This is a genomic window from Sphingomonas sp. 22R3R2A-7 (genome assembly GCF_036856055.1).
GTDB lineage: Bacteria > Pseudomonadota > Alphaproteobacteria > Sphingomonadales > Sphingomonadaceae > Sphingomonas.
The window spans coordinates 1804379-1827103 of the sequence record NZ_JASPFR010000001.1 but is presented as its reverse complement, the minus strand read 5'-3'; the positions used below and the strand labels follow the sequence as shown (position 1 = coordinate 1827103).

At 67.6% G+C, this 22725-nt stretch carries 14 protein-coding genes and 2 pseudogenes; 6 read left to right on the top strand and 10 right to left on the bottom strand.

What is annotated here, in order from left to right; translation table 11 throughout:
- Positions 1–109: 109 nt before the first annotated feature.
- Positions 110–1378, top strand: coding sequence for a DUF445 domain-containing protein (locus QP165_RS08595; RefSeq protein WP_333995177.1), 1269 nt, complete (start codon positions 110–112; stop codon positions 1376–1378).
- A gap of 20 nt (positions 1379–1398) precedes the next feature.
- Here the strand turns inward: QP165_RS08595 and QP165_RS08590 are convergent, their stop codons facing one another.
- Positions 1399–2076 (bottom strand): HAD family hydrolase, encoded by a 678-nt coding sequence (locus QP165_RS08590; RefSeq protein ID WP_333995175.1) that lies wholly within the window; start codon positions 2074–2076, stop codon positions 1399–1401.
- A gap of 61 nt (positions 2077–2137) precedes the next feature.
- Between QP165_RS08590 and QP165_RS08585 the strand changes: the two genes are divergently transcribed.
- The 4 genes from QP165_RS08585 to QP165_RS08570 are packed head-to-tail and all read left to right on the top strand — an operon-like array spanning position 2138 to position 5707.
- Positions 2138–3247 (top strand): ABC transporter permease, encoded by a 1110-nt coding sequence (locus QP165_RS08585; protein WP_333995173.1) that lies wholly within the window; start codon positions 2138–2140, stop codon positions 3245–3247.
- Complete coding sequence (locus QP165_RS08580) at positions 3247–4143, top strand: ABC transporter ATP-binding protein (protein ID WP_056017298.1); 897 nt, start codon at positions 3247–3249, stop codon at positions 4141–4143. Before QP165_RS08585 ends, QP165_RS08580 begins: the two co-directional genes overlap by 1 nt.
- Positions 4143–5105 (top strand): MlaD family protein, encoded by a 963-nt coding sequence (locus tag QP165_RS08575; protein ID WP_333995171.1) that lies wholly within the window; start codon positions 4143–4145, stop codon positions 5103–5105. The genes QP165_RS08580 and QP165_RS08575 overlap by 1 nt, the downstream gene beginning before the upstream one ends.
- Before the next feature lie 8 nt (positions 5106–5113).
- Positions 5114–5707 (top strand): ABC-type transport auxiliary lipoprotein family protein, encoded by a 594-nt coding sequence (locus QP165_RS08570; RefSeq protein WP_082445869.1) that lies wholly within the window; start codon positions 5114–5116, stop codon positions 5705–5707.
- Between the two features lie 36 nt (positions 5708–5743).
- Here QP165_RS08570 and QP165_RS08565 read toward each other — a convergent pair whose 3' ends face one another.
- Both QP165_RS08565 and QP165_RS08560 read right to left on the bottom strand, forming a co-directional pair.
- The gene (locus QP165_RS08565; protein ID WP_333995169.1) at positions 5744–6592 is read right to left on the bottom strand and encodes an HpcH/HpaI aldolase/citrate lyase family protein; all 849 of its coding nucleotides are present in this window, start codon (positions 6590–6592) and stop codon (positions 5744–5746) included.
- Between the two features lie 53 nt (positions 6593–6645).
- Complete coding sequence (locus tag QP165_RS08560) at positions 6646–7173, bottom strand: hypothetical protein (protein WP_333995168.1); 528 nt, start codon at positions 7171–7173, stop codon at positions 6646–6648.
- Between the two features lie 210 nt (positions 7174–7383).
- Here QP165_RS08560 and QP165_RS08555 point away from each other — a divergent pair, with 210 nt between their 5' ends.
- Positions 7384–10413 carry a TonB-dependent receptor plug domain-containing protein gene (locus tag QP165_RS08555; protein WP_333995167.1) on the top strand — a complete coding sequence of 1010 codons (3030 nt, stop codon included), beginning with the start codon at positions 7384–7386 and terminating at the stop codon, positions 10411–10413.
- Between the two features lie 84 nt (positions 10414–10497).
- Here the strand turns inward: QP165_RS08555 and treA are convergent, their stop codons facing one another.
- The 7 genes and pseudogenes from treA to QP165_RS08520 all read right to left on the bottom strand — a co-directional run bounded on the left by treA (position 10498) and on the right by QP165_RS08520 (position 22479).
- Positions 10498–12036, bottom strand: coding sequence for an alpha,alpha-trehalase TreA (treA, locus tag QP165_RS08550; protein ID WP_333995165.1), 1539 nt, complete (start codon positions 12034–12036; stop codon positions 10498–10500).
- Positions 12033–13652: an alpha-D-glucose phosphate-specific phosphoglucomutase gene (locus QP165_RS08545; protein ID WP_333995164.1), complete on the bottom strand. Its 1620-nt coding sequence runs from the start codon at positions 13650–13652 to the stop codon at positions 12033–12035. Before QP165_RS08545 ends, treA begins: the two co-directional genes overlap by 4 nt.
- Positions 13649–15135, bottom strand: a pseudogene (gene glgA / locus QP165_RS08540) (glycogen synthase GlgA). The gene QP165_RS08545 and the pseudogene glgA overlap by 4 nt, the downstream one beginning before the upstream one ends.
- A complete protein-coding gene (glgC, locus tag QP165_RS08535; protein ID WP_082445782.1) occupies positions 15135–16397 on the bottom strand; it encodes a glucose-1-phosphate adenylyltransferase in 1263 nt (420 codons plus the stop codon). Before glgC ends, glgA begins: the two are co-directional and overlap by 1 nt.
- 59 nt (positions 16398–16456) lie before the next feature.
- Positions 16457–18618 (bottom strand): annotated as a pseudogene (glgB, locus tag QP165_RS08530) (1,4-alpha-glucan branching protein GlgB).
- Positions 18615–21023, bottom strand: coding sequence for a glycogen/starch/alpha-glucan phosphorylase (locus QP165_RS08525; RefSeq protein WP_333996986.1), 2409 nt, complete (start codon positions 21021–21023; stop codon positions 18615–18617). The pseudogene glgB and the gene QP165_RS08525 overlap by 4 nt, the downstream one beginning before the upstream one ends.
- A 148-nt stretch (positions 21024–21171) precedes the next feature.
- Positions 21172–22479 (bottom strand): Nramp family divalent metal transporter, encoded by a 1308-nt coding sequence (locus QP165_RS08520; protein ID WP_333995162.1) that lies wholly within the window; start codon positions 22477–22479, stop codon positions 21172–21174.
- Positions 22480–22725: the final 246 nt, after the last annotated feature.

Genomic DNA, 22725 nt, shown 5'->3' with positions numbered 1-22725 from the left:
GTGATTCGCCGTGTGATCCGCCGCGTGAAGCGTTGCCGGTTGCGGCGAATGATTTGCGCGGGTGCGGTCGCGCCTTGAACTATCCCTGCGCTCGGGGATTGTTTCGGCTATGATACCGATCACCCGTGCGCGCCCGGCTCAGGAAGCCGTCAATCCTGCGCTGGTGCGGATGCGGATCGTCGCGACCGGGCTGCTCGTCGCGATGGCGGTCGTCTTCCTCGTCAGCCGGGCGATCGGCCCGGTGCATCCGGCGATCGGGTTCGTCCGCGCGTTCGCGGAAGCGGCGATGGTCGGCGGGCTCGCGGACTGGTTCGCGGTGACCGCGTTGTTCCGTCATCCGCTTGGCGTGCCCATCCCGCATACCGCGATCATCCCACGCAACAAGGACCGGATCGGCGACACGCTCGCGGTCTTCCTGCGCGACAATTTCCTCCTGCCCGCGGTGATCTCGCGGCGGATGCGGCGTCTCGACGTCGCGGGGGCGATCGCGCGCTGGCTGACCGACCCGCCCGAGGGTGCGGGCGGGCGGTTCCGGTCGGGTGCGTCGAAGCTGGTGGCGCAGGTGCTCGAGGGGCTCGACCCGGCGCGGCTGGGCGGCATGGTCAAGGCCGGGATCGGCGCACGGCTGCGCGAGACGGAGATGTCGCCGATCCTCGGCCAGCTGCTGAAGGCGTCGATCGCGGAAGGGCGCCACGCACCGCTGCTCGATGCGGGGATCCGCTGGGCGGCGCAGGCGCTCGCGGCGAACGACCATCTCATCCGCGCGATGGTGCACGACCGCGCCGGCTCGCTGCTGCGCTGGACCGGGCTCGACGGGGCGGTCGCGAACAAGCTGATCGACGGGCTCGACAAGCTGCTCGGCGAAGTGGCGGAGGACCCGCACCATCCGTTGCGCGTCCGCGCCGAGGAAGGGCTCGCGCGGTTTGCCGAGGACCTCCAGCATGACCCGGCGATGCGCGCGCGGATCGAGACGCTGAAGAACGAGCTGCTCGGCAACCCGGCGATGCAGCGCTGGCTCGATGGCCTGTGGGAACAGGCACGCGCCGCGCTGCTCGGGATCGCGCGCGACCCCGAACGCGCGATGGCGGGCAAGCTGGGTGACATCCTGCGTCAGCTCGGCGAGACGTTGCAGCGCGATCCGCGGCTGTCGCACACGATCAACCGCTTCGTCCGGCGCGCGGTCGTCGGGATCGCCGCGGATTATGGCGACGGGATCGTCCGGCTCGTGTCCGAGACGGTGCGTGGATGGGATGCTGACACGATCACGCGGCGGCTCGAGAACGCGGTCGGCCGCGACCTGCAATATATTCGCGTCAACGGGACGATCGTCGGCGGGCTGGTCGGGCTCGCGATCCACACGATCGACCTGCTGCTCTAGGCGGCGACTTTAGACGGGGGCTATCGCTCCCAGTCGGGCATCGGCCAGCCCTTCGCCTTGGCGAGCAGGCGGAGCGGGCCATGCGCATTCACCGCGAACGGCTCGTCCGCCCAGGCAAAGGTGGGCGCGTCCGAGACGTGATCGGAATAGAAGCGGACATGCGCATCGGCGCGCGCGATCCCCTCGCGCGCCATCCACGCCTCGATCATCGCGAGCTTGGCGGGGCCGTAGCAATTCTCGCCGTCGATCCCCGCAAGCAGGTGGCCATTCGCATCGCGCAGGCTCTCGGTGCCGATGACCGCGTCGAAGCCCAGCCGCTCGGCGATCGCCTCGACATAGAACCGGTAGGAGGCGGTCGCCATGACGAGCCGGTAGCCCGCGGCGCGGTCGGCCTCGATCTGGCGCAGCGCCGCGGCGAAGACGCCGTCCTTCGTCACCCGGTCGGCAAACGCGGTCGCGGCGCGGCGTTCCTGCTCGGGCGACATCGACTTGCCGAGCATCATCCGCTGCATCACGTGCTTCAGGCGTCCGCGACTCATCAGCCTGGCGACATAGCCCATCGCGGCGAACGCGGCGACGGGAACGAGCGCGAGCCGCCACGGCGCGCCGCTGCGGGCGGAATGGATCAGGAACGGCGTCCAGGTCGGCGCGTGCGTGATCGTCTTGTCCATGTCGTAGATGGCGAGAAGCTGAGTCATTATCCGCGCTTACACAGCATTCGTCTTGCCGATCCAGTCCGTTTGCCGCAAAGGTGCCGCGATGAGTGCGATGGCAGATTTCCAGCAGGACGGTGCCGAGACCGGTACGCTTCGCTTTACCGGCGATCTGTCTCTTGCCAGGCTTGGGACATTGCCCGAACGGCTGGAGGCGGTCGACGCCGCCAGGATCGCGCATGTCGACCTGAGCGGGGTCGAGCGGATCGACACGATCGGCGCGTGGGTGGTCCACCGGTTTGCGGCGCGCAACGACGCGACGATCGACGGGCTGGATGCCGACGACCAGAAACTGTTCGATCAGGTCGTGGCATCCGACCAGCCGCAGACCGAGCGTCCGAAGCCCGTCGGCGCGGTCAGTCGCGTGCTCGGCGAGATCGGCGACGCGGTCGTGCTGACCGGCAAGACGATGATGGGGCTGCTCGCGTTTCTCGGCGCGACGACGATCGCGTTCGGCAGCGTCATTCGCCATCCGCACCGGTTCCGGTTCAACGCGGTGGTCCAGCGGTTCGAGGTGGTCGGCATTGCCGCGCTCGGCATCGTCGGACTGATGAGCTTCCTGATCGGCGTGGTCATCGCCCAGCAGGGCGCGGTGCAGCTGCGCCAGTTCGGTGCCGAGGTGTTCACGATCAATCTCGTCGGGCGGCTGACGCTGCGCGAACTCGGCGTGCTGATGACCGCGATCATGGTCGCGGGACGGTCGGGGTCGGCGTTCGCGGCGCAGCTCGGCACCATGAAGCTGACCGAAGAGATCGACGCGATGCGGACGATCGGCGTGTCGCCGATGGAGGCGCTCGTGCTGCCGCGCGTGCTGGCGGCGATCGTCATGATGCCGTTGCTCGCCTTCTATGCGTCGCTGATCGCGATCATCGGCGGCGGGTTGCTGTGCTGGATCCAGCTCGGGATTCCGCCCGTCACGTTCATCGCGCGCATCCGAGAGGTCGTGCCGATCACCGACCTGTACATCGCGCTGATCAAGGCGCCCGTCTTCGGCGCGATCATCGCGGTGGCGGGGTGCTTCCAGGGCATGCAGGTCGAGGCGGATGCCGAACAGGTCGGCCTGCGCACGACGTCGGCGGTGGTGCAGGGCATCTTCCTGGTCATCGTCCTCGACGCGTTCTTCGCGGTATTCTTTACCTGGATCGGTTGGGACTGATGGCGCGCGACAAGGACGAGATCATCATCTCCGTAAAGGGGCTGAAGAACGCTTTCGGCGAATCGGTCATCCATGAAGGGCTCGACCTCGACGTCAGGCGCGGCGAGATCCTCGGCGTGGTCGGCGGGTCGGGTACCGGCAAGTCGGTGCTGATGCGCTCGATCATCGGGCTGCAGACGCCGTCCGAGGGGCAGATCACCGTCTTCGGCGAGCCCAATATCGGCCGCGAAGAGACCGAGGCGACCGAGATCCGCAAGCGTTGGGGCGTGCTGTTCCAGGGCGGTGCGCTGTTCTCGACGCTCACGGTCGCCGAGAATGTCGAGGTGCCGCTGCGCGAATTCTATCCCGACCTGCCGCCCGCGCTGCTCGCCGAGATCGCCGGGTACAAGGTCGTGATGACGGGGTTGCCCGCGGATGCCGCGAACAAGTTTCCGGCCGAATTGTCGGGCGGGATGAAGAAGCGCGCAGGGCTTGCCCGCGCGCTCGCGCTCGATCCCGAATTGCTGTTCCTCGACGAGCCGACCGCGGGCCTCGATCCGATCGGCGCGGCGGCGTTCGACGAGCTGACGCAGTCGTTGCAGAAGACGCTCGGTCTCACCGTGTTCCTGATCACGCACGACCTCGATACGCTGTACGCGATCTGTGACCGGGTTGCGGTGCTCGCCGACAAGAAGGTGATCGCGGTCGGGACGATCGACGAACTGCTCGCGCTCGATCATCCGTGGATCGAGGAATATTTCAAGGGTCCGCGGGGCCGTGCGGCGGTCGCGACGCAGGAGGCGCACGCGCGTGCCGACGCGGTCGCCGAGGCTCACCCGACCGAAGTCCAGTCCAAGCAGTCCGCGGCCGATGATGCCGACGCGACATATGCCGAGAAAGAAGCAAGGGCGCGCTGATGGAAACCCGTTCTAACCACGTCCTTGTCGGCGCCGTCGTGCTGATCCTGCTGGCGATGCTCGCGCTGTTCACCGTGTGGATCGCGCGCCTCGGCGGTACGGAAGAGAAGGAATACGACATCTTCTTCCGCCAGTCGGTCGATGGTCTCGCCCCCGGCTCGGCCGTCACGTTTTCGGGCGTGCCGTCGGGCCAGGTCAAATCGATTTCGCTATGGAAAAATGACCCCTCGTTCGTCCGCGTCCGCATCAGCGTCAAGGACGAGACCCCTGTCCTGCAGGGCACGACCGCGTCGATCTCGGGCGTCGGGTTCACCGGTGTCAGCCAGGTGTCGCTCGATGGCGCGCGTAAGAGTGCGCCCGCGATCGGATGCCCCGATTCGAACGGGCAGCCCTGTCCGTACGGCGTACCGGTCATCCCCACGAAGCAGGGCGGGCTCGGCGCGATCCTGAACTCCGCGCCGCAGCTGCTCGAGCGGTTGTCGACGCTGACCGAGCGGCTGACCGGGCTGCTCACCGATCGCAACCAGGCGTCGATCGCGGGGATCCTCGAGAACACCAACCGCCTGACCGATGCGCTGGCGGATCGCGGGCCCGAGATCGCGGCGACGCTGGCGCAGACGCGCGTGGCGATCCAGCAGGCGGGTGATGCCGCACAGCAGTTCGGCGTTCTCGCGCAGACGACCAATGGGGTCCTCGCCGAGGACGTGAAGCCCGCAATGGCCAATCTGAACAAGGCGATCCAGTCGGCGCAGACGAGTGCGGAGACGCTGAACGCGGCGATCGGCGATGCGCGGCCCGGGTTGCAGGCGTTCTCGAAGACGACGATCCCCGAGGCCAACCGCCTCGTCCACGACCTGCGCACCACGGCCGCCGCGCTGTCGTCGGTTGCCGAACGTGTCGACCAGCAGGGGGCAGGCTCGCTCGTCGGGCAGCAGAAGCTTCCGGATTACAAGGGTAAGTGATGACCGCCATGAAGACACCGCTGCTCATCCTCCTCGCGGCATTGCCGCTCAGCGCCTGCATCAGCTTTGGCGCGGCACCACCGCCGACGCTGCTGACGCTGACGTCGGCGTCGTCGGTCCCCGTCGGGCAGGACCAGAATTCGGGGACCGCCCGGTCGATCACGCTGCAGGTGCCGACGGTGCCGCAGGCGCTCGCGACGGCGCGCGTTCCGGTCCAGTCGACCGCGACGTCGATCGCCTATGTGAAGGACGCGCAATGGGCGGAGCCGCCCGCACGGCTGTTCGCGCGGCTGATGTCGGATACGGTGGCGGCGCGCACGGGGATGGTCGTGCTGTCGTCGGTCCAGGCCGTCGGCGATCCGAGCGCCCAGCTTGGTGGCGAACTGCGCAATTTCGGGCTCGACGCGACGACGCGCGAAGCCGTGGTGACGTTCGACGCGGCGCTGACGCGGGCGGGCATGCAGACGGTCGAAAAGCATCGCTTCGAGGCGCGTGTGCCCGTCGCGGCGATCGATGCACCGTCGGCGGCCGCCGGGATCAACACCGCGGCGAACACCGTCGCGACGCAGGTCGCGGACTGGATCGGCCGCCCGCGCGGCTGATCGTCTCGCCGCGCGGTTAGACGCGGCGGGCGGGGGCTATCCGGCCAGCGCGAGGATCGCCCTGGCTTCCTCGAGGTGAAGCCGTTCGACCATCGCGCCATCGAGACGGATCGCGCCGCGTGCGGCGTTGGCGTCGTCGGCGAACGCATCGACGACGCGGTGCGCCCAGGCGACCTGCTCCGGTGCCGGGCCGAACGCGCTGTTGGCGGCCGCGATCTGCGACGGGTGGATCAGCGTCTTGCCGTCGAACCCGAGCGTCGCCCCCTGCAACGCCTCGCGCGCGAGCCGGTCGGGATCGTCGAGCGCGTTGCAGACGCCATCGAGCGCGAGCAGACCCGCGGCGCGCGCGGCGGTGACGGTTGCCGCGAGCGCGTGGATCAGCGGCATGCGCTCGGTGCCCGGACGGCAGCGCATCTCCTTGGCGAGATCGTTGGTCCCCGCGACCAGCGCGGTCAGCATCGCCGACGACGCGGCGGCGACGATCCCCGGCAGCGCGAGGATACCCGCACAGGTCTCGATCATCGCCCACAAGGCGGGACCTTCGGGGCCGATCGCCGCGCGTGCCGCGACGAGATCGCGGTCGGACGCGATCTTGGGGACGAGTACCGCATCGAGCGCGAGCCCCGCGACCGCCTCGGCATCCGCGGCGCCCCAGGGCGTGTCGAGCCCGTTGATCCGGACGACGAGCGCGCGATCGCCGAACCCGCCGGCGCGGCATTCGGCCGCCATCGTCGCGCGCGCTGCCGCCTTCTCGCCGGGTGCCACCGCATCCTCGAGATCGAGGATGACCACGTCGCACGGCAGGCTGCGCGCCTTGGCGATCGCGCGGGGGTTGGACGCGGGCATGTAGAGCGCGCTGCGGCGGCGCAAGGGGGCTGTGGTCATGCCGCCGATCCTACGCAGAACCGGCGCGCATGTCGAAGGGCAGGAGCCAGCGCTCAGGGGATACGCCGGACCTTGATGCTCCGCAGCCCGGGGCTGCGCAGGATGTAGCTGCCGAGCGCGGCGCGGTGGAGCGATACCGCCATTCCCGGCCGCGGATCGCGATCGCCGTCCCACGCGGCGATCGTCTGCCACCGGCCGCCCTCGGCAAGCGTCAGCGTCCAGCGCGCGCCGGCGACGGGCGCGACTGCGGTGACCACCGTGTCGAGCGCCTCGATCCGCTCGGCGGGTGCCGCCGGCGTCGCGAGCAGCGCGCCCGCATCGACGGGCAGGCCGAACAGCGAGCGCTGCGTCCGGGTGATCTGGCGGCGGTCGAGGATCACCACGTCGCGGCGCTTCACGGCGTCGACGAGCGTCCGCACCGCGGCATCGCTGCACGCGAGCCGCTCGCGGGCGTCGGCGATCTCGAGGCAGCGCGACAGATCCGCCACGATCCTGTCGGACTGGGGCGCGGGCCCGGTCTGCGCGACCATTTGCGCCGCCATCACCGCGGCCAGCGCGGCCATGCCAAAAACGTCCGTCATGATCCCCCTCGCACCGATCGACGGTCAGCATAACGCAGGTCCGATCCGGACATTGTATCGAAAATGTCACATCCGAAACAAATCGGAAAAGTTGGTCATAACGCCGATTGTCGCATGCTGCACTGCGATGCACACTCTTGGCAAGGCCGGAACGGCCCTAAACGGGAGGCGTGCCTACGGGGGTAGGTGCGCACAGGGGAGATAAATTACATGAATGCAGGTTTGCGGTGCAGGTTACTTGCGTCCACGCTCTTCGTCGGTGCTTTCATTGGGGCCACACCGGCACTGTCGCAAGTTGCCGAACCGGTCGAGGTCGTTCCTGAGGCGCAGGCGACGAGCGATGCTCCCGCAACCGATATCGTCGTGACCGGGTCGCGGATCGGCCGTCCCGACCTCGAGACCGCAAGCCCCGTCAACGTGATCGGCCAGCAGGAACTGCTGCTCCGCCAGCCCGGTACCGCCGAGGAACTGCTCCGGACGCTGCCATCGGTACGTCCATCGCTCGGACCCGGCGTCAACAACGGCAGCGACGGGTCGGCGACGATCAACCTTCGCGGCATCGGCGACAACCGCACGCTGGTGCTGCTCGACGGCCGTCGCATCGTGCCGTTCGGTCTCGACAACCTGACCGACACCAACGTGATCCCGGTCGGCCTGATCGACCGCGTCGACATCGTCACGGGCGGCGCGTCGTCGGTCTATGGCGCCGATGCGGTCGCGGGCGTCGTCAACTTCGTCACGAAGCGCGATTTCCAGGGCGTCGAGGCGACGTCGAACTACCGGATCTCCGAGCGCGGCGACACCGCACGTTATCGCGGCGACATCCTGTTCGGCGCCAACCTTGCCGACGGCAAGGGCAACGTCGTCCTCGGCATCGGCTATACCCAGTCGGACCCGCTGCTCCACACGCAGCGCGACATCAGCGCGTTCCCGATCAGCTCGGCGAACGGCCAGTTCTCCGGCGCGACCGCGGCGCAGGTGACGATCTTCGCGTCGCCGAGCAACGCGTCGCTGGGGCTGCCGACGAGCGCCTTCGGCGCGGTGGTCAATCCGACGACGGGGCTGCTGCAGGCGGCGACCGCGGCGGACACGTACAACACGAACAACGGCACCTATTTCCAGACGCCGCTCAACAAGATCAACATCTACTCGGCCGCGCATTATGAGGTCGCCGACGAAATCGAGCTCTATTCGTCCGCGATGTACAGCCGCAGCGAAGTCCGCCTGCAGCTCGCGCCGTCGGCGACGTTCGGCAACACCTATCAGCTCGCGCTCAACAACCCGTATCTGCCCGCCGGCCTGCGCAACCAGATCTGCAACTCGGACACCAACCTGACGCTCGCCGGAATCCAGCCGCGCGTGTCGGCTGCGGCCTGCGCCGCGGCGGCGGCGGTCCAGGGTGGCCCGGGGACCGCGGGCTATCTCGAAGTGCCGGTCGTCGCACAGCGTCGCTTCACCGAATATGGCCCGCGCGGCAATCCGATCACCTCGCAGATGTTCCAGGTCCAGGGCGGCGTCCGCGGCAAGATCACCGACGGGATCAAGTTCGACCTGTCGGCACAATATGGCGAGACGTCGCAGAACCAGGTTCGCGAGAACTGGGGGTCGTACAGCAAGGTCCAGCAGGCGCTGCGCGCCTATCGGACGGCCGACGGCACGCTGCGCTGCGCCGACACGAGCAATGGCTGCGTCCCGCTCAACCTGTTCGGCCCCAACGGCAGCATCACCGCCGACCAGCTCGCGTTCATCGATCTCGATGCGATCATCACCCGCAAGACCGAGCTGACGGTCGTCACCGGCAGCATCGCGGGTGACCTGTTCGGGCTCAGCTCGCCGTTCGCCACCAACGCGGTCGGCTTCGCGATCGGCGGCGAATACCGCAAGGTCAGCGCGCGCAGCACGCCCGATGGCCCGTCGCAGATCCAGGGCGAAGTGCTCGGCACCGGCGCACGCACGCCCGCCGATTTCGGGCAGATCACGACCAAGGAGGCGTTTGCCGAGCTGATCGTCCCGCTCGTCGAGGACGTGCCCTTCATCTACAAGCTGACCGCGGAAGGCGGCGTCCGCTATTCCGATTATTCGACGACGGGCGGCAGCACGACGTGGAAGGCGGGCGGCGGCTACGAGCCGATCAAGGGCTTCAAGTTCCGCGGCATGTACCAGCGCGCGGTCCGTTCGCCCAACATCGCCGAGCTCTTCGCCTCGCCGGTGCAGGGGCTTGGCAACCTCAATCCCGATCCGTGCCAGGGGGCGATCTCGGGTGGTCTGGCGGCGCTGTGCGTCGCGACCGGCGCGCCGTCGAACACGATCGGCTCGATCCCCGCGCCGACCTCGGGGCAGATCAACGTCACGACCGCGGGCAACCGCGATCTCGATGTCGAGCGTGCGCGGACCTACACGCTGGGCGGCGTCCTGACGCCGACGTTCCTGCCGGGCTTCTCGCTGACGGTCGATTACTTCAACATCGTCGTGAAGGACGCGATCACGCAGCCGGGGCAGGGCGACATCCTCAACGGCTGCTATTCGGCAGCGCTCAACCCGAGCTTCGCCAATAACAGCTTCTGCCAGCTGATTCAGCGCAACCCGTTGACGGGCAGCCTGAACGGGGCGGGCGAGACGCCGGGCGTCATCCTGAGCTATTCGAACCTCGGCGTCATCGAGACGGCGGGTATCGATTTCGGCGTCACGCAGCGCGCGCGGCTGCAGGATGCCGGGATCAATGTCCCCGGCACGCTGTCGCTGGGCTTCAACGCGACCTGGCTCGACTATTACCACTTCCAGGCGACGCCGAACGCGATCAACCGCGACTGCACGGGCTATTACAGCACGAATTGCACCAACCCGCGGCCCGAGTGGAAGTGGAATGGTCGCGTGACCTACAGCCAGGAGATGTTCGACATCTCGCTGTTGTGGAACCACGTCAACTCGGTCGCGATCGAGCCTTTCCGCGCAACGGCGACGCAGCCGCTGACGACCGCGCAGCCGGGCGGGCCGAACCCGGCGACACTGCTCGACGCGTATGAGCGGATCGACGCCTATGATTATTTCGACCTGGCGCTCCGCTTCCTGCCGACCGACCAGTTCGAGATGACGCTGACCGTCGACAACCTGTTCGACAAGAAGCCGCCTCTGGTCGGGTCGACCGTCGGTGGTACGGCGTTCAACAGCGGCAACACCTTCCCGACGACGTACGACGCGATCGGTCGCGCCTACACGATCGGGGCCCGCCTGAAGTTCTGATACCGGGTGTCTCTGCGGGGGCGGGAGTCGAAAGGCTCCCGCCCTTTTTTTGTGTCGTGCGAAGGTGTCGGGGACGGCGCTGGATCAGTCGGTCATCAGCGCGCGCGTGACGCCGTTGGTCCAGCCAAACCCGTCCTGGTTGGGATATTCGCCACCGCCGCCCGGCTTGCGCTCGACGACGTCGTATTTCTCGAGAAGCTTGCCGCTCGCTGTGTATTCGCGCGACACGCTGGCGAGCCATGCCTTGGCGATCTGGTCCGCCATCGTGGTCTCGCCATAATGTCGCAGGCCCTGGATCGCGACCCATTGCAGCGGTGCCCAGCCATTGGGATCGTCCCATTGCTGACCGCTGCCGATCGCGGTGGTGCGCAGGCCGCCCTCGCCGACGAACGGGCGGAGCGCGGCGGTGGTTGCGCTCGCCTGATCGCGCGTGGCGATCCGCGCGAACAGCGGGAACGCCATCGCCGCGCTCGCAAAGTCGTTCGCATGGTTGGCGTCGAGGTCGTAATCGGCAAAGAACCGGCCGTTCCACAGATGCTTGCGGATTGCCGCCGCGCGGGCGGACGCGCGCGCCGTGAACGCCGCCGCGCACGCCGGATCGCCCAGCGCGCTGCAGTTTGCGGCAATCGCCTGTTCCATGCCGAACATCAGGCTGTTGAGATCGACCGCGGCGAACCGCGTGGTGCGGATCGTCGCGAGCGAGCGCCCGTCGCCGAGCCAGCGCGACGAAAAGTCCCAGCCGCTTTCCGCCGCCGCGCGCAGATCGCGGAACAATTGGCGCCGATCGCGCGACGGGGTCTGGTCGGCGAGCGCGGCGTCCTCGCGGTAGCTTTCGTCGCGCGGATCGTCGCGATCGTCCCAATAGCGGTTGAGCAAAGTGCCGTCGGGCAGGCGGACCGCGCGACGCGATTGCTCGCCGGGCCTGAGCGTCTCGGCGCCCGCCATCCAGAATGCGTGTTCGGCGCGAAGCTGCCGGTTGCGCGTCGCGAGCGTCGTCGGATCGCGCGAGAGCGCGGCGATGAGATAGAAGACGGGAGGCTGCGAACGGCTGAGATAATAGGTGCGCGTACCGTTGGGGACATGGCCGTAGCGATCGATCAGGCTGCCGAAATCGACGACCATGTCCTCGACCAGATCCTGGCGCCCCGATCGCTGGACGCCGAGCAGCGTGAAATGGCTGTCCCAGTAATACATCTCGCGGAAGCGGCCGCCCGGGACGACATAGCGCCTCGGCAGCGACAGCGCGGACGCGCCGGCCGGAACGGTCGTCTGGGTCCGCGTGAGCTGTGGCCAGAGCGCGTCGATATGCGCCTTCAGCGTCAGCTTCTGGATCGTCGGTGGCGCGGCGGGGGTGGCGGGGATCGCGAAATTCGCCTCGACGAACCGGCGGAGTGCCGGCGCGGTGTCGCAGCGGCAGCGCGCATAGGCGGCCAGAATCGCCTCTGGCGAGCGATGGGGGACCGCGTCGGCAAAGGTCTTCGAATCGGGAAACAGCCCGCGCATCTGGACCGCCGTGTAGAGCGGGCCGAACAGTTGCGCCGGGGAGCGCGGCGGCGTCTCGGGTGCCGGCGCCGCGGCGGCGAGCAGCGCGGACGCCGCAAGCAGCACGGCGCGGCGGATCACGTCACGACGTCCGGCGCGGTGCGCGCGGTGTGCCGTTCGATGCCTGCGATCGCCTCTGCTGCCGCGACGATCCCGGACAGCATGTCGCCGGTATCACGGTCGAGATCGCCGCCGATGCCTTCGTAGCGCTCGAGATAAACGCGCAACGTCGCGCCGCTGGTGCCGGTGCCCGACAGACGGAAGACGACGCGGCTGCCGCCTTCGAACAGGATCCGGACACCCTGGTTGCGGCTGATCGAGCCGTCGGTGGGGTCGGTATAGGCGAACTCGTCCGCGGTCTCGACGGTAAGGTCGCCATGACGCTGGCCGGGCAGCGTGGCAAGACTGGCGCGCAACGCGGCCATCAACGCGTCCGCACGCGGCGTGTCGATCCCCTCGTAATCATGACGCGCGTAATAGTTGCGGCCGAACTTCGCCCAGTGATCGCGCGCGATCGCATCGACGCTCTCGCCGCGGACGGCGAGGATGTTGAGCCACAGGAGGACTGCCCACAGGCCGTCCTTCTCGCGGACATGGTCGGAGCCGGTGCCCGCGCTCTCCTCGCCGCAGATCGTCGCCATGCCTGCGTCGAGCAGATTGCCGAAGAACTTCCAGCCGGTCGGGGTCTCGTACGCGGGGATGCCGAGCGCTGCCGCGACGCGGTCCGCCGCCGCGCTGGTGGGCATCGAGCGGGCGATGCCCTTGAGCCCGCCGGCATAGCCGGGGGCGAGGTGGGCGTTCGCCGCCAGCATCGCGAGGCTGTCCGAGGGAGTGACGAACCGGTGCCGGCCGATGATCAGGTTGCGGTCGCCATCGCCGTCCGACGCCGCGCCGAAATCGGGCGCGTCGGGCGCCATCATCGTCTCGTACAGCGCGTGCGCGTGGACGAGGTTGGGGTCGGGGTGATGCCCGCCAAAATCGGGAAGCGGGGTGCCGTTGCGCACCGTGCCCGCCGCAAATCCCAGCCGGCGTTCGAGGATCTCGGTCGCATAGGGGCCGGTGACCGCGCTCATCGCGTCGAACGCCATCGTCAGCTTCGCGGCGCGGATCGCGTCGAAGTCGAACAAAGTCTCCATCAGCGCGGCATAATCCTCGACCGGATCGACGACCTCGACGGGCATGTCACCGACCATGACCTCACCGTCCTGGTCGAGATCGATGTCGGCGGCGTCGACAGTCAGCCAGCGGTCGATCTCGAGCGTGCGCGCGTTGATCGCGTCGGTGATCGATTCGGGCGCGGGGCCGCCATTGGCGATATTGTACTTGATCCCGAAATCCTCGTCGGGACCGCCGGGGTTGTGGCTGGCGGACAGGACCAGCCCGCCGATCGCGCCGCGCTTGCGGATCATGTGGCTCGCGGCGGGCGTCGACAGGATGCCGCCGCGGCCAACGATCACGCGGCCGAAGCCGTTCGCCGCGGCCATGCGGATCGCGACCTGGATCACCTCGCGGTTAAGGAAACGGCCATCGCCGCCGATTACCAGCGTCGCGCCCGCCTTGTCGTCGACGACGTCGAACACCGACTGGACGAAATTCTCGGCATAATTGGCCTGCTGGAAGATTTTCACCTTCTTGCGCAGACCCGAGGTGCCGGGCTTCTGATCGGTATAGGGCGTGGTCGAAACGGTGCGGATCATGCTGGCTCCAGGAGGCTCGAATACAGGTCTGCGTAGCGGCGGCCGCTCTCGTCCCACGAGAAGTCCGCGCGCATCGCGTTGCGCTGCAACATGGCCCAGCGATCGGGGCGTGCATAGAGCGCGAGCGTTCGGCGCAGCGCGTGGCGGAGTGCATCGGGCGTGACTCCGTCGTGCTGGACGCCGGTGGCGACGCCCGCCGCGATCGCGGCCTCGTTGGCGTCGATCACGGTGTCGGCAAGACCGCCGGTGCGCGCGACGACGGGGATGCAGCCATAAGCGAGCCCATAAAGCTGCGTCAGGCCGCAGGGTTCGAACCGCGACGGGATCAGGATCGCGTCGGCGCCGCCCTGGAGCAGATGCGAGACGGGTTCGTCATAGCCGATGCGCACGCCGATCCGGCCGGGATGGCGCTCCGCCGCGGCTAGGAACGCGTGTTCGAGCGTGGTGTCGCCCGACCCGAGCAGCGCCAATCGGCCGCCAAGCGCGACGAGTTCGTCGAGTATGTCGACGAGGACGTCCATGCCCTTTTGCCAGGTCAGCCGGCTGATGACGGTGAAGATCGGCCCGTCGCCGCTGTCGAGGCCGTAGAGCGTCTCGACCGCGCGCTTGTTCGCACGACGGCGACCCAGCGTCCGGTGCGTGTATCGCGCGGGCAGCGCGGCGTCGGATTCGGGATTCCAGACCGCGGGGTCGATACCGTTGACGATCCCCGAGACACGGCCTGCGCGATCGTTGATCAGCCCCTCGAGCCCCATGCCAAACTCGCCGCGGCGGATCTCCGCGGCATAGGTCGGGCTGACCGTGGTGATCGCGTCGGCGGCCTCGAGCCCCGCCTTCAGGAAGCCGACACCGCCATAATATTCGATGCCGTCGAGCGCGAAGGCGGCGTCGGGCAGCGCGAGCGCGGTGAAGATGTCGTGACCATAGCGGCCCTGGAACGCGATATTGTGGATCGTGACGATCGTCTTCGCAGGGGTGCCGGGGCCGGGGGCGTAGCGCAGATAGGCGGGGGCCATCGCCGCCTGCCAGTCATGCGCGTGGAGGATGTCGAACGCATGGCCCTCGACGACACCCGAGGCGAGATCGGCGGCGGCGCGGCCGAACGCGGCAAAGCGACGCCAGTTGTCGACCCAGTCCATCCCGCTCGCGTCGCCATATGGGCCGCCGCCGCGGGCGAACAGGCTGGGCGCGTCGAGCACGAGGAGCGGGTGATCGCCGATCCGTGCCTTGAGGATGCGTGCCTCGACGCCGAGCAGGTCGGTGTAGCGATGGACGACCTTCGCCCGCTTCGTCACGGCGGCGAGCGCGGGATAGCCCGGGAGGAACGTCGTGAGCGCGGCGCCGTGCGGTGCAAGCGCGGCGGGAAGCGCACCGACCACGTCGGCGAGCCCCCCGTCTTGATCAGCGGATAGGCTTCCGACGCGACCGACAGCACGCGTGTCTCAAAGGCATCGGTCGGGGGATGGGCTGCCCGCTGCGCCATCACGTGATCAGCCGGTCGATCATCGACTTGGTGACGAGGACGACGCCGTTGTCGGTGCGGCGGAAGCGCTGTGCGTCGAGTTCGGCATCCTCGCCGACGACGAGGCCGTCGGGGATCACAACGCCGCGGTCGACGACGACCTTCGACAGACGCGCGCCGCGGCCGATCTCGCAGTGCGGCAGGATCACCGCCTGGTCGAGCATCGAATAGCTGTGCGCGCGCGTGCCCGTGAAGATCAGGCTGCGGTGGATCGACGAGCCCGAGATGATGCAGTCGCCCGACACGAGGCTCGACACCGCCTCGCCGCGCCGACCGTCGTCCGCATGGACGAACTTGGCGGGCGGGGTGACTTCCGAATAGGTCCAGAGCGGCCAGCTGCGATCGTAGAGATCGAGCTTGGGTACCACGTCGGTGAGGTCGATATTCGCCTCCCAATAGGCGTCGACGGTGCCGACGTCGCGCCAATAGGCCTCGACCTCGCCCTCCGATCGGACGCAGCTGTCGGAGAAGCGGTGCGCGACCGCCTTGCCGTGCTTGACGAGGTACGGGATGATGTCCTTGCCGAAGTCGCGCGACGATCCCGGCGTTTCGGCATCGCGGCGCAGCTCGTCGAACAGCAACCGGGTGTGGAAGACGTAGATCCCCATCGATGCCAGCGCGATGTCCGGATTGCCCGGAATCGCCGGCGGGTCGGCGGGCTTCTCGACGAAGGCTGTGACATTGTCATGCTCGTCGACCGCCATCACGCCGAAGCCGACCGCCTCCATCCGCGGCACTTCGAGACAGGCGATCGTGACGTCCGCGCCGGTCTCGCAATGCTGTTGCAGGATCAGCTCGTAATCCATCTTGTAGATGTGATCGCCCGCGAGGATGACCATGTATTCCGGCGCGTGGCTCTCGATGATGTCGATATTCTGGTACACGGCATCCGCGGTGCCCTCATACCACTGGAACTCGCTGATCCGCTGCGAGGCGGGCAGGATGTCGAAGCTCTCGTTGCGTTCGGAGCGCAGGAAGTTCCAGCCGCTCTGAAGGTGGCGGATCAGCGAATGCGCCTTGTACTGAGTCGCGACGCCGATCCGGCGGATGCCCGAATTGATCGCGTTCGACAGCGCGAAATCGATGATCCGTGCCTTGCCGCCGAAATACACCGCGGGTTTCGCGCGCGTGTCGGTCAGCTCCATCAGCCGACTGCCGCGGCCACCGGCCAGCACATACGCCATCGCGTCGCGCGCCAGTGGCTGTCCCCGCCGTTCAACCATCTTCGTCTCTCCCTAATCGTCCGCGGTATAACGCCTCGTCACCCGCGGCTTGTTCCGTTTCAGCCCTCGAACTCGAGCATGATCGTGGCCAGAGGCGGCAGCGTGACCCATGCCGCGCCGTCTTCCGCGACGACGCCGCCGAGATTGCCGAGCCCGCTGCCCCAATATTCATGCGCGTCGCTGTTGATGATCTCGCACCAGCGGCCGTCGAGCGGGAGCGGGATGCGATAGGGCGCGCGCGCGATCGGCGTCATGTTGGCGATGATCGCGACGGGCTTCGCACCCGGCGCCTTGCGGAGCCACGCAAAGACCGAATTGGCGGCATCGTCGGCGATCAGCCATTCGAAGCCCTCGGCCTCGCAGTCGCGCGCGTGGAGCGCGGGCTTGTCGCGGTAGACCGTGTTCAGGTCGCGGACGAGGTTGCGGATGCCCTCATGGCTGCGGCTGTTGCGCAGGCACCAGTCGAGCGCGCGGCCTTCGGACCATTCGCGACGCTGCGCGAACTCCTGCCCCATGAAGAGCAGCTTCTTCCCCGGATAGCCCCACATGAACGCGTAATAGGCGCGCAGGTTCGCGAATTGCTGCCAGTCGTCGCCGGGCATCTTGGTGAGCAGCGAGCCCTTGCCGTGGACGACCTCGTCATGGCTGAGCGGCAGGACGAAATTCTCGCTGAACGCATAGACCAGCCCGAAATTGATCTCGCCGTGATGATGCTTCCGGTGCAGCGGATCGCGCGCCATGTACTGGAGCGTGTCGTGCATGAAGCCCATGTTCCACTTGAACCCGAAGCCCAGCCCACCGCTCTTGCCGTCATCGCCGACGGGCGCGGAGACGCCTGGCCATGAGGTCGATTCCTCGGCGATCGTGAAGATGCCGGGATGCTGTGCGTAGACCGCGCGGTTCATGTCGCGCAGGAATGCGACCGCCTCCCAGTTCTCGCGCCCGCCGGTGTCGTTGGGGATCCATTCGCCCGCCTCGCGCGAATAATCGCGATAGAGCATCGACGCGACCGCATCCACGCGAAGCCCGTCGATATGATAGCGCTCCGCCCAGAACAGCGCGTTGTTGACGAGGAAGGACGACACCTCGCGCCGCCCGAAATTGTAGATCGCGGTGTTCCAGTCAGGGTGGAAACCGAGCCGCGGGTCTTCGTGTTCGTAGAGCGCGGTGCCGTCGAAATGCGCGAGCCCGAACGCGTCGGTCGGGAAATGCGCAGGCACCCAGTCGAGCAGCACGCCGATCCCGGCGAGATGCGCACCGTCGACGAACCGCGCAAAGCCCTCGACATCGCCGAACCGTGCGGACGGCGCGTAGAGCCCGGTGGTCTGATAGCCCCAGCTCGGATCATAGGGATGTTCGCTGATCGGCATGAACTCGATGTGCGTGAAGCCCATCTCGACTACGTACGGGATCAACCGGTCGGCGAGCGCGTCCCAGGTCAGGAACCAGTCATTCTCGTCACGGTCCCACGATCCGGCATGAACCTCATAGATGCTGATCGGCACGCGGCGCGGATCGACCGAGGCCCAGTGTTTGCGGTGGCTCGTATCCGCCCATTCGTGCGCGAGCGTGCGCGTGATCGACGCGGTCGCGGGGCGCAGCTCGCTGGCAAAGGCGAAGGGGTCGGCTTTCAGCGGCTGGAGCCGGCCATCGGGACCGACGATCTCGTATTTATACGCGCGATATTCGGCGATGTCGGGGATGAAGATCTCCCAGACGCCGACGTCGCCGCGCCTGCGCATCGCGTGGCGGCGGCCATCCCAGTCGTTGAAGTCGCCGACCACCGAGACGCGCTGCGCGTTGGGCGCCCAGAGCGCGAAATGAACGCCGTGCGCGCCCTCATGCTCGATCAGGTGCGCGCCCATCTTGTCGTGGAGGCGGTGGTGGTTGCCTTCCGCCATCAGCACGTCGTCGACGGGGCCGAGCACGGGGCCGAAGCTGTACGGATCGGTCACCCACCAATCCGCGCCACCGCCCTCGGCATGGTATTTCACCGGCTGCGGATCGCCGTCGATCGGCCCCTCGAACAGCCCGCGATCGTCGATCCGGGGCAGGGTGCCAAGCGTCGTGCCGTCGAGTGCGTGCGCCTCCGCGGTCGCCGCGCCGGGCAGCCAGGCGCGCGCGAACGTGCCCCGGGGCCGGCATGCACGCCAAGCAGCGAGAAGGGATCGTCGTGACGGCCCTCGATCAGGGCAACGATGGCGCCTTCGGGTGGCTTCACATCACCGTCCAGATATCGCGGGCATATTCGCGGATCGTGCGGTCGGACGAGAACCAGCCCACACGCGCGACGTTGCGCACGGTCGAGGCGACCCACGCGTCGCGATCGTTCCAGCGCGTGTCGACGCTGCGCTGCGCGGTGGCATAGCTGTCGAAATCGGCGGCGAGCATGAACCAGTCGCCCTCGTACAGCCCGCCCATCAGCCCCGCATAACGCTGGCGATCATCGGGCGAGAACACGCCCGAGGCGATCGCCGAGACCGCCTGGCGCAGCTCGGCCGACCCGTCGATCACACTGCGCGGGTCATAGCCCGAGGCGCGCTTCGCCTCGACCTCGTCCGCGGTCATGCCGAAGATGAAGATGTTGTCGTCGCCGACGCGATCCTTGATCTCGATATTCGCGCCGTCGAGCGTGCCGATCGTCAGCGCGCCGTTCATCGCGAACTTCATGTTGCCGGTGCCCGACGCCTCGAGCCCCGCGGTCGAGATCTGTTCGCTGAGATCGGCGGCGGGGATGATCTTCTCGGCGAGCGACACATTGTAATTGGGCAGGAACGCGACCTTGAGCAGCCCGCCGACCGACGGGTCCGCATTGATCCGGCGCGCGACGTCGTTCGCCAGTTTGATGACGAGCTTCGCATTGTGATAGCTCGACGCCGCCTTGCCCGCGAACAGCTTCACACGCGGCGTCCAGTCGCGTTCGGGGTGGCTGCGGATCTGGTCGTACAGCGCGACCGTCTCGATGATGTTGAGCAGCTGGCGCTTATACTCGTGAATGCGCTTGATCTGCACGTCGAACAGCGCGTCGGGGTCGATACGCAGCCCCATGCTGTCCTTGATATGATTTGCCAATGCCACCTTGTTCGAACGCTTCACCGCCCAAAACCGCTCCCTGAAGGCGGAATCGTCGGCAAAAACATCGAGATCGATCAGCCGTTCGGCATCGTCGAGAAAGCCGTCGCCGATCGCGTCGCGGATCAGCGTGGTGAGGCCCGGGTTGCACTGCTGCAGCCAGCGGCGCGGCGTTATCCCGTTGGTCTTGTTGTTGATTCGCGTCGGATAGAGGCAGTGGAGATCGGCGAAGACGGTCTTCTTCATCAGCTGCGTATGCAGCGCCGCGACACCGTTGACGCTGTGCGATCCGGCAAAGGCGAGATTGGCCATCCGCACGCGCCGCTCGCCGCCCTCGTCGATCAGGCTGATCGCGGCGATCGCGCGGTCGTCGATGCCGTCAACGCCGCGCGCCTCGCGCAGCAGCCTTGCGTTGATCGCGTAGACGATCTGCATGTGGCGCGGCAGCAGCCGCTCGAACAGCGGCAGCGGCCAGCTCTCCAGCGCCTCGGGCAGCAAGGTGTGGTTGGTGTAGCCGAAGGTGGCGCGCGTGATTTTCCACGCCTCGTCGAACGCGAATTCGTGATGATCGATCAGCAGCCGCATCAGCTCGGCGACCGACACCGCGGGGTGCGTGTCGTTGAGCTGGATCGCGGCCTTGTCGGGCAAGGTGCGGATGTCGCCGAAATACTGGATGTGGCGGCGGACGATGTCCTGGATCGAGGCGGACGAGAAGAAATATTCCTGCCGCAGCCGCAGTTCCTGCCCCGCGGCGGTGGAGTCATTGGGATAGAGAACGCGCGTGAGCGTCTCGGCGCGGAGCTGATCGGCGAGCGCACCGGTGAAGTCGCCCGCGTTGAACCGGTCGAGCTTGATCGGATCGAACGCGCGCGCGGTCCACAGCCGCAGCGTGTTGACGTGCTCGCCGCGCCAGCCGACGACGGGGGTGTCGACCGCGATCGCCTCGACCGCCTCGGCGGGGCTCCAATGGACCTGGCCGCTGTCGGTCGCGATGACCTCGCCGCCGAAGCCGATGAAATACGCACTCTCGCGGCGCTCGAACTCCCACGGGTTGCCGTGCGCGAGCCAGCTTTCGGGCATCTCGACCTGCCAGCCATCGTCGATCCGCTGGCGGAACATGCCGTTCACATAGCGGATGCCATAGCCGTAAGCGGGGAGCGCGAGGCTCGCCATGCTTTCCATGAAGCACGCCGCCAGCCGCCCGAGCCCGCCATTGCCGAGCGCCGCATCGGGCTCGATCTCCTCGAGCGCGGCCAGATCGACGCCGTGGAGTGCGAGCGCACGCGATACCTCGCCGCTGCGTTGCAGGTTGGTCACCGCATCGCGGAGCAGCCGGCCGATCAGGAATTCGAGGCTGAGATAATAGACGCGCTTGGCGCCCGCCGCATGCGCCGCCTTGGTCGACGCCATCCAGCGTTCGACGATGTCGTTGCGCACCGTCAGGATCGTCGCCGCGAGCCAGTCGTGTGGAAGCGCGGCCTGCGCATCCTTGCCGATCCGGTGGACGAGCGTGTCGAGGATCGGATCGGCCAGCGTCTGGACGGAGTGCTGCATGGCAGGGTTTGCGGTCACGCGAATTCCGTATCTCGTTGTCGTCGCCGGTGATCCTAGCCGCGCGGCCACCTTTGTCACGCGGACTTGCGCAGTCGCGGGACGCGATCGACGAGATGGGCGCGCGTTGCCTAACCCATGTCAATTTATCCTAGAGCATGCCGATCAGCAGCGTCGCGTTGAGGCCGATAATGACCGCGGCGATCACCCAGGCGAGCGCTTTCAGCCAGACCGGGCTGACCAGCGAGCCCATGATCTGCGCGTCGCCGGTGAACTTGACGAGCGGCACGACCGCGAAGGGAAGCTGCAGGCTTAGCACGACCTGGCTCAGCACCAGCAGCCGCGTTGCACCCGCATCGCCCGCGGCGCCGACCACGAACACCGCGGGGATGATCGCGAGCAGCCGCGTGACGAGACGCCGCGCCCAGACGGGCATGCGCAGGTTGAGGAAACCCTCCATCACGATCTGGCCGGCGAGCGTGCCCGTGACGGTCGAATTCTGCCCCGAGGCGAGCAGCGCGACCGCGAACACGACGCTTGCCGCGCCCATGCCGAGCATCGGTGCGAGCAACGCATGCGCCTGGTCGATATCGGCGACGTCGGTGCGCCCGGCGACGTGGAAGGTGGCGGCGGCGAGGATCAGGATCGCGGCGTTGATGAAGAAGGCGAGGCCGAGCGCGATCGTGCCGTCGATCGTCGCCATCGTCACCGCGTCGCGCTTGCCCGCCTCGGTCGGTGCGAAGGCGCGCGTCTGGACGATCGACGAGTGGAGATAGAGGTTGTGCGGCATGACGGTCGCGCCAAGGATGCCGATCGCGATATAGAGCATCGCCGGGTTGGTGACGATCTCGGTCGTCGGCACGAGCCCGCCGAGCACGCCCGCCATGTCGGGCCGCGCGAGGAACAGCTCGAAGATGAAGCAGCCGGCGATGATCACGAGCAGCGCGACGATGAACGCCTCGAGCTTGCGGAAGCCGAAGCGTTGCAGCGCGAGGATCAGGAACACGTCGAGCGCGGTTAGCACGACGCCCCAGACGAGTGGCAGCCCGAACAGCAGTTTGAGCGCGATCGCGGTGCCGAGCACCTCGGCCAGATCGCACGCGATGATCGCGATCTCGCACAGGAACCAGAGCACGACCGACACGCGCTTCGAATAATGCGCGCGACACGCCTGGGCGAGGTCGAGCCCGGCGACGATGCCGAGCCGTGCGGACAAGGCCTGGAGCACCATCGCCATCAGGTTGGAGAGCAATACGACCGACAGGAGCGTGTAGCCGAACGCCGAGCCGCCGGCGATGTCGGTCGCCCAGTTGCCCGGATCCATATAGCCGACCGCGACGAGATAGCCCGGTCCGACGAACGCGAACAACCGCCGCCAGAATGGGGCGCCTTCGGGGATGGCGACGGTGCGATAGCTGTCGGACAGCGAGTGGGCGAGGGCGGAACTGGGCGGCGGCATCGCGCGTGCTTTGCCGGATGGGAGCGGGGGGGACAAGCGCTTCGCTCGCCGCGCGGGTGTTGGGGGGGGGCGGGGGCGCGGTTGTTCGTTGGTCCTGTCATGCTGATGGACGTCAGCCCTGGGGGCACGGGCGGTGGGCTGCTTGGCTCTGGATCCTGACTTTCGTCAGGATGACGGAAGGGGAAGGCTGTGGTGGTGAGGCTGGGGGCGGGCCGTGGTGTTTGTGGCTCGAGAGGGCCGGCGGGG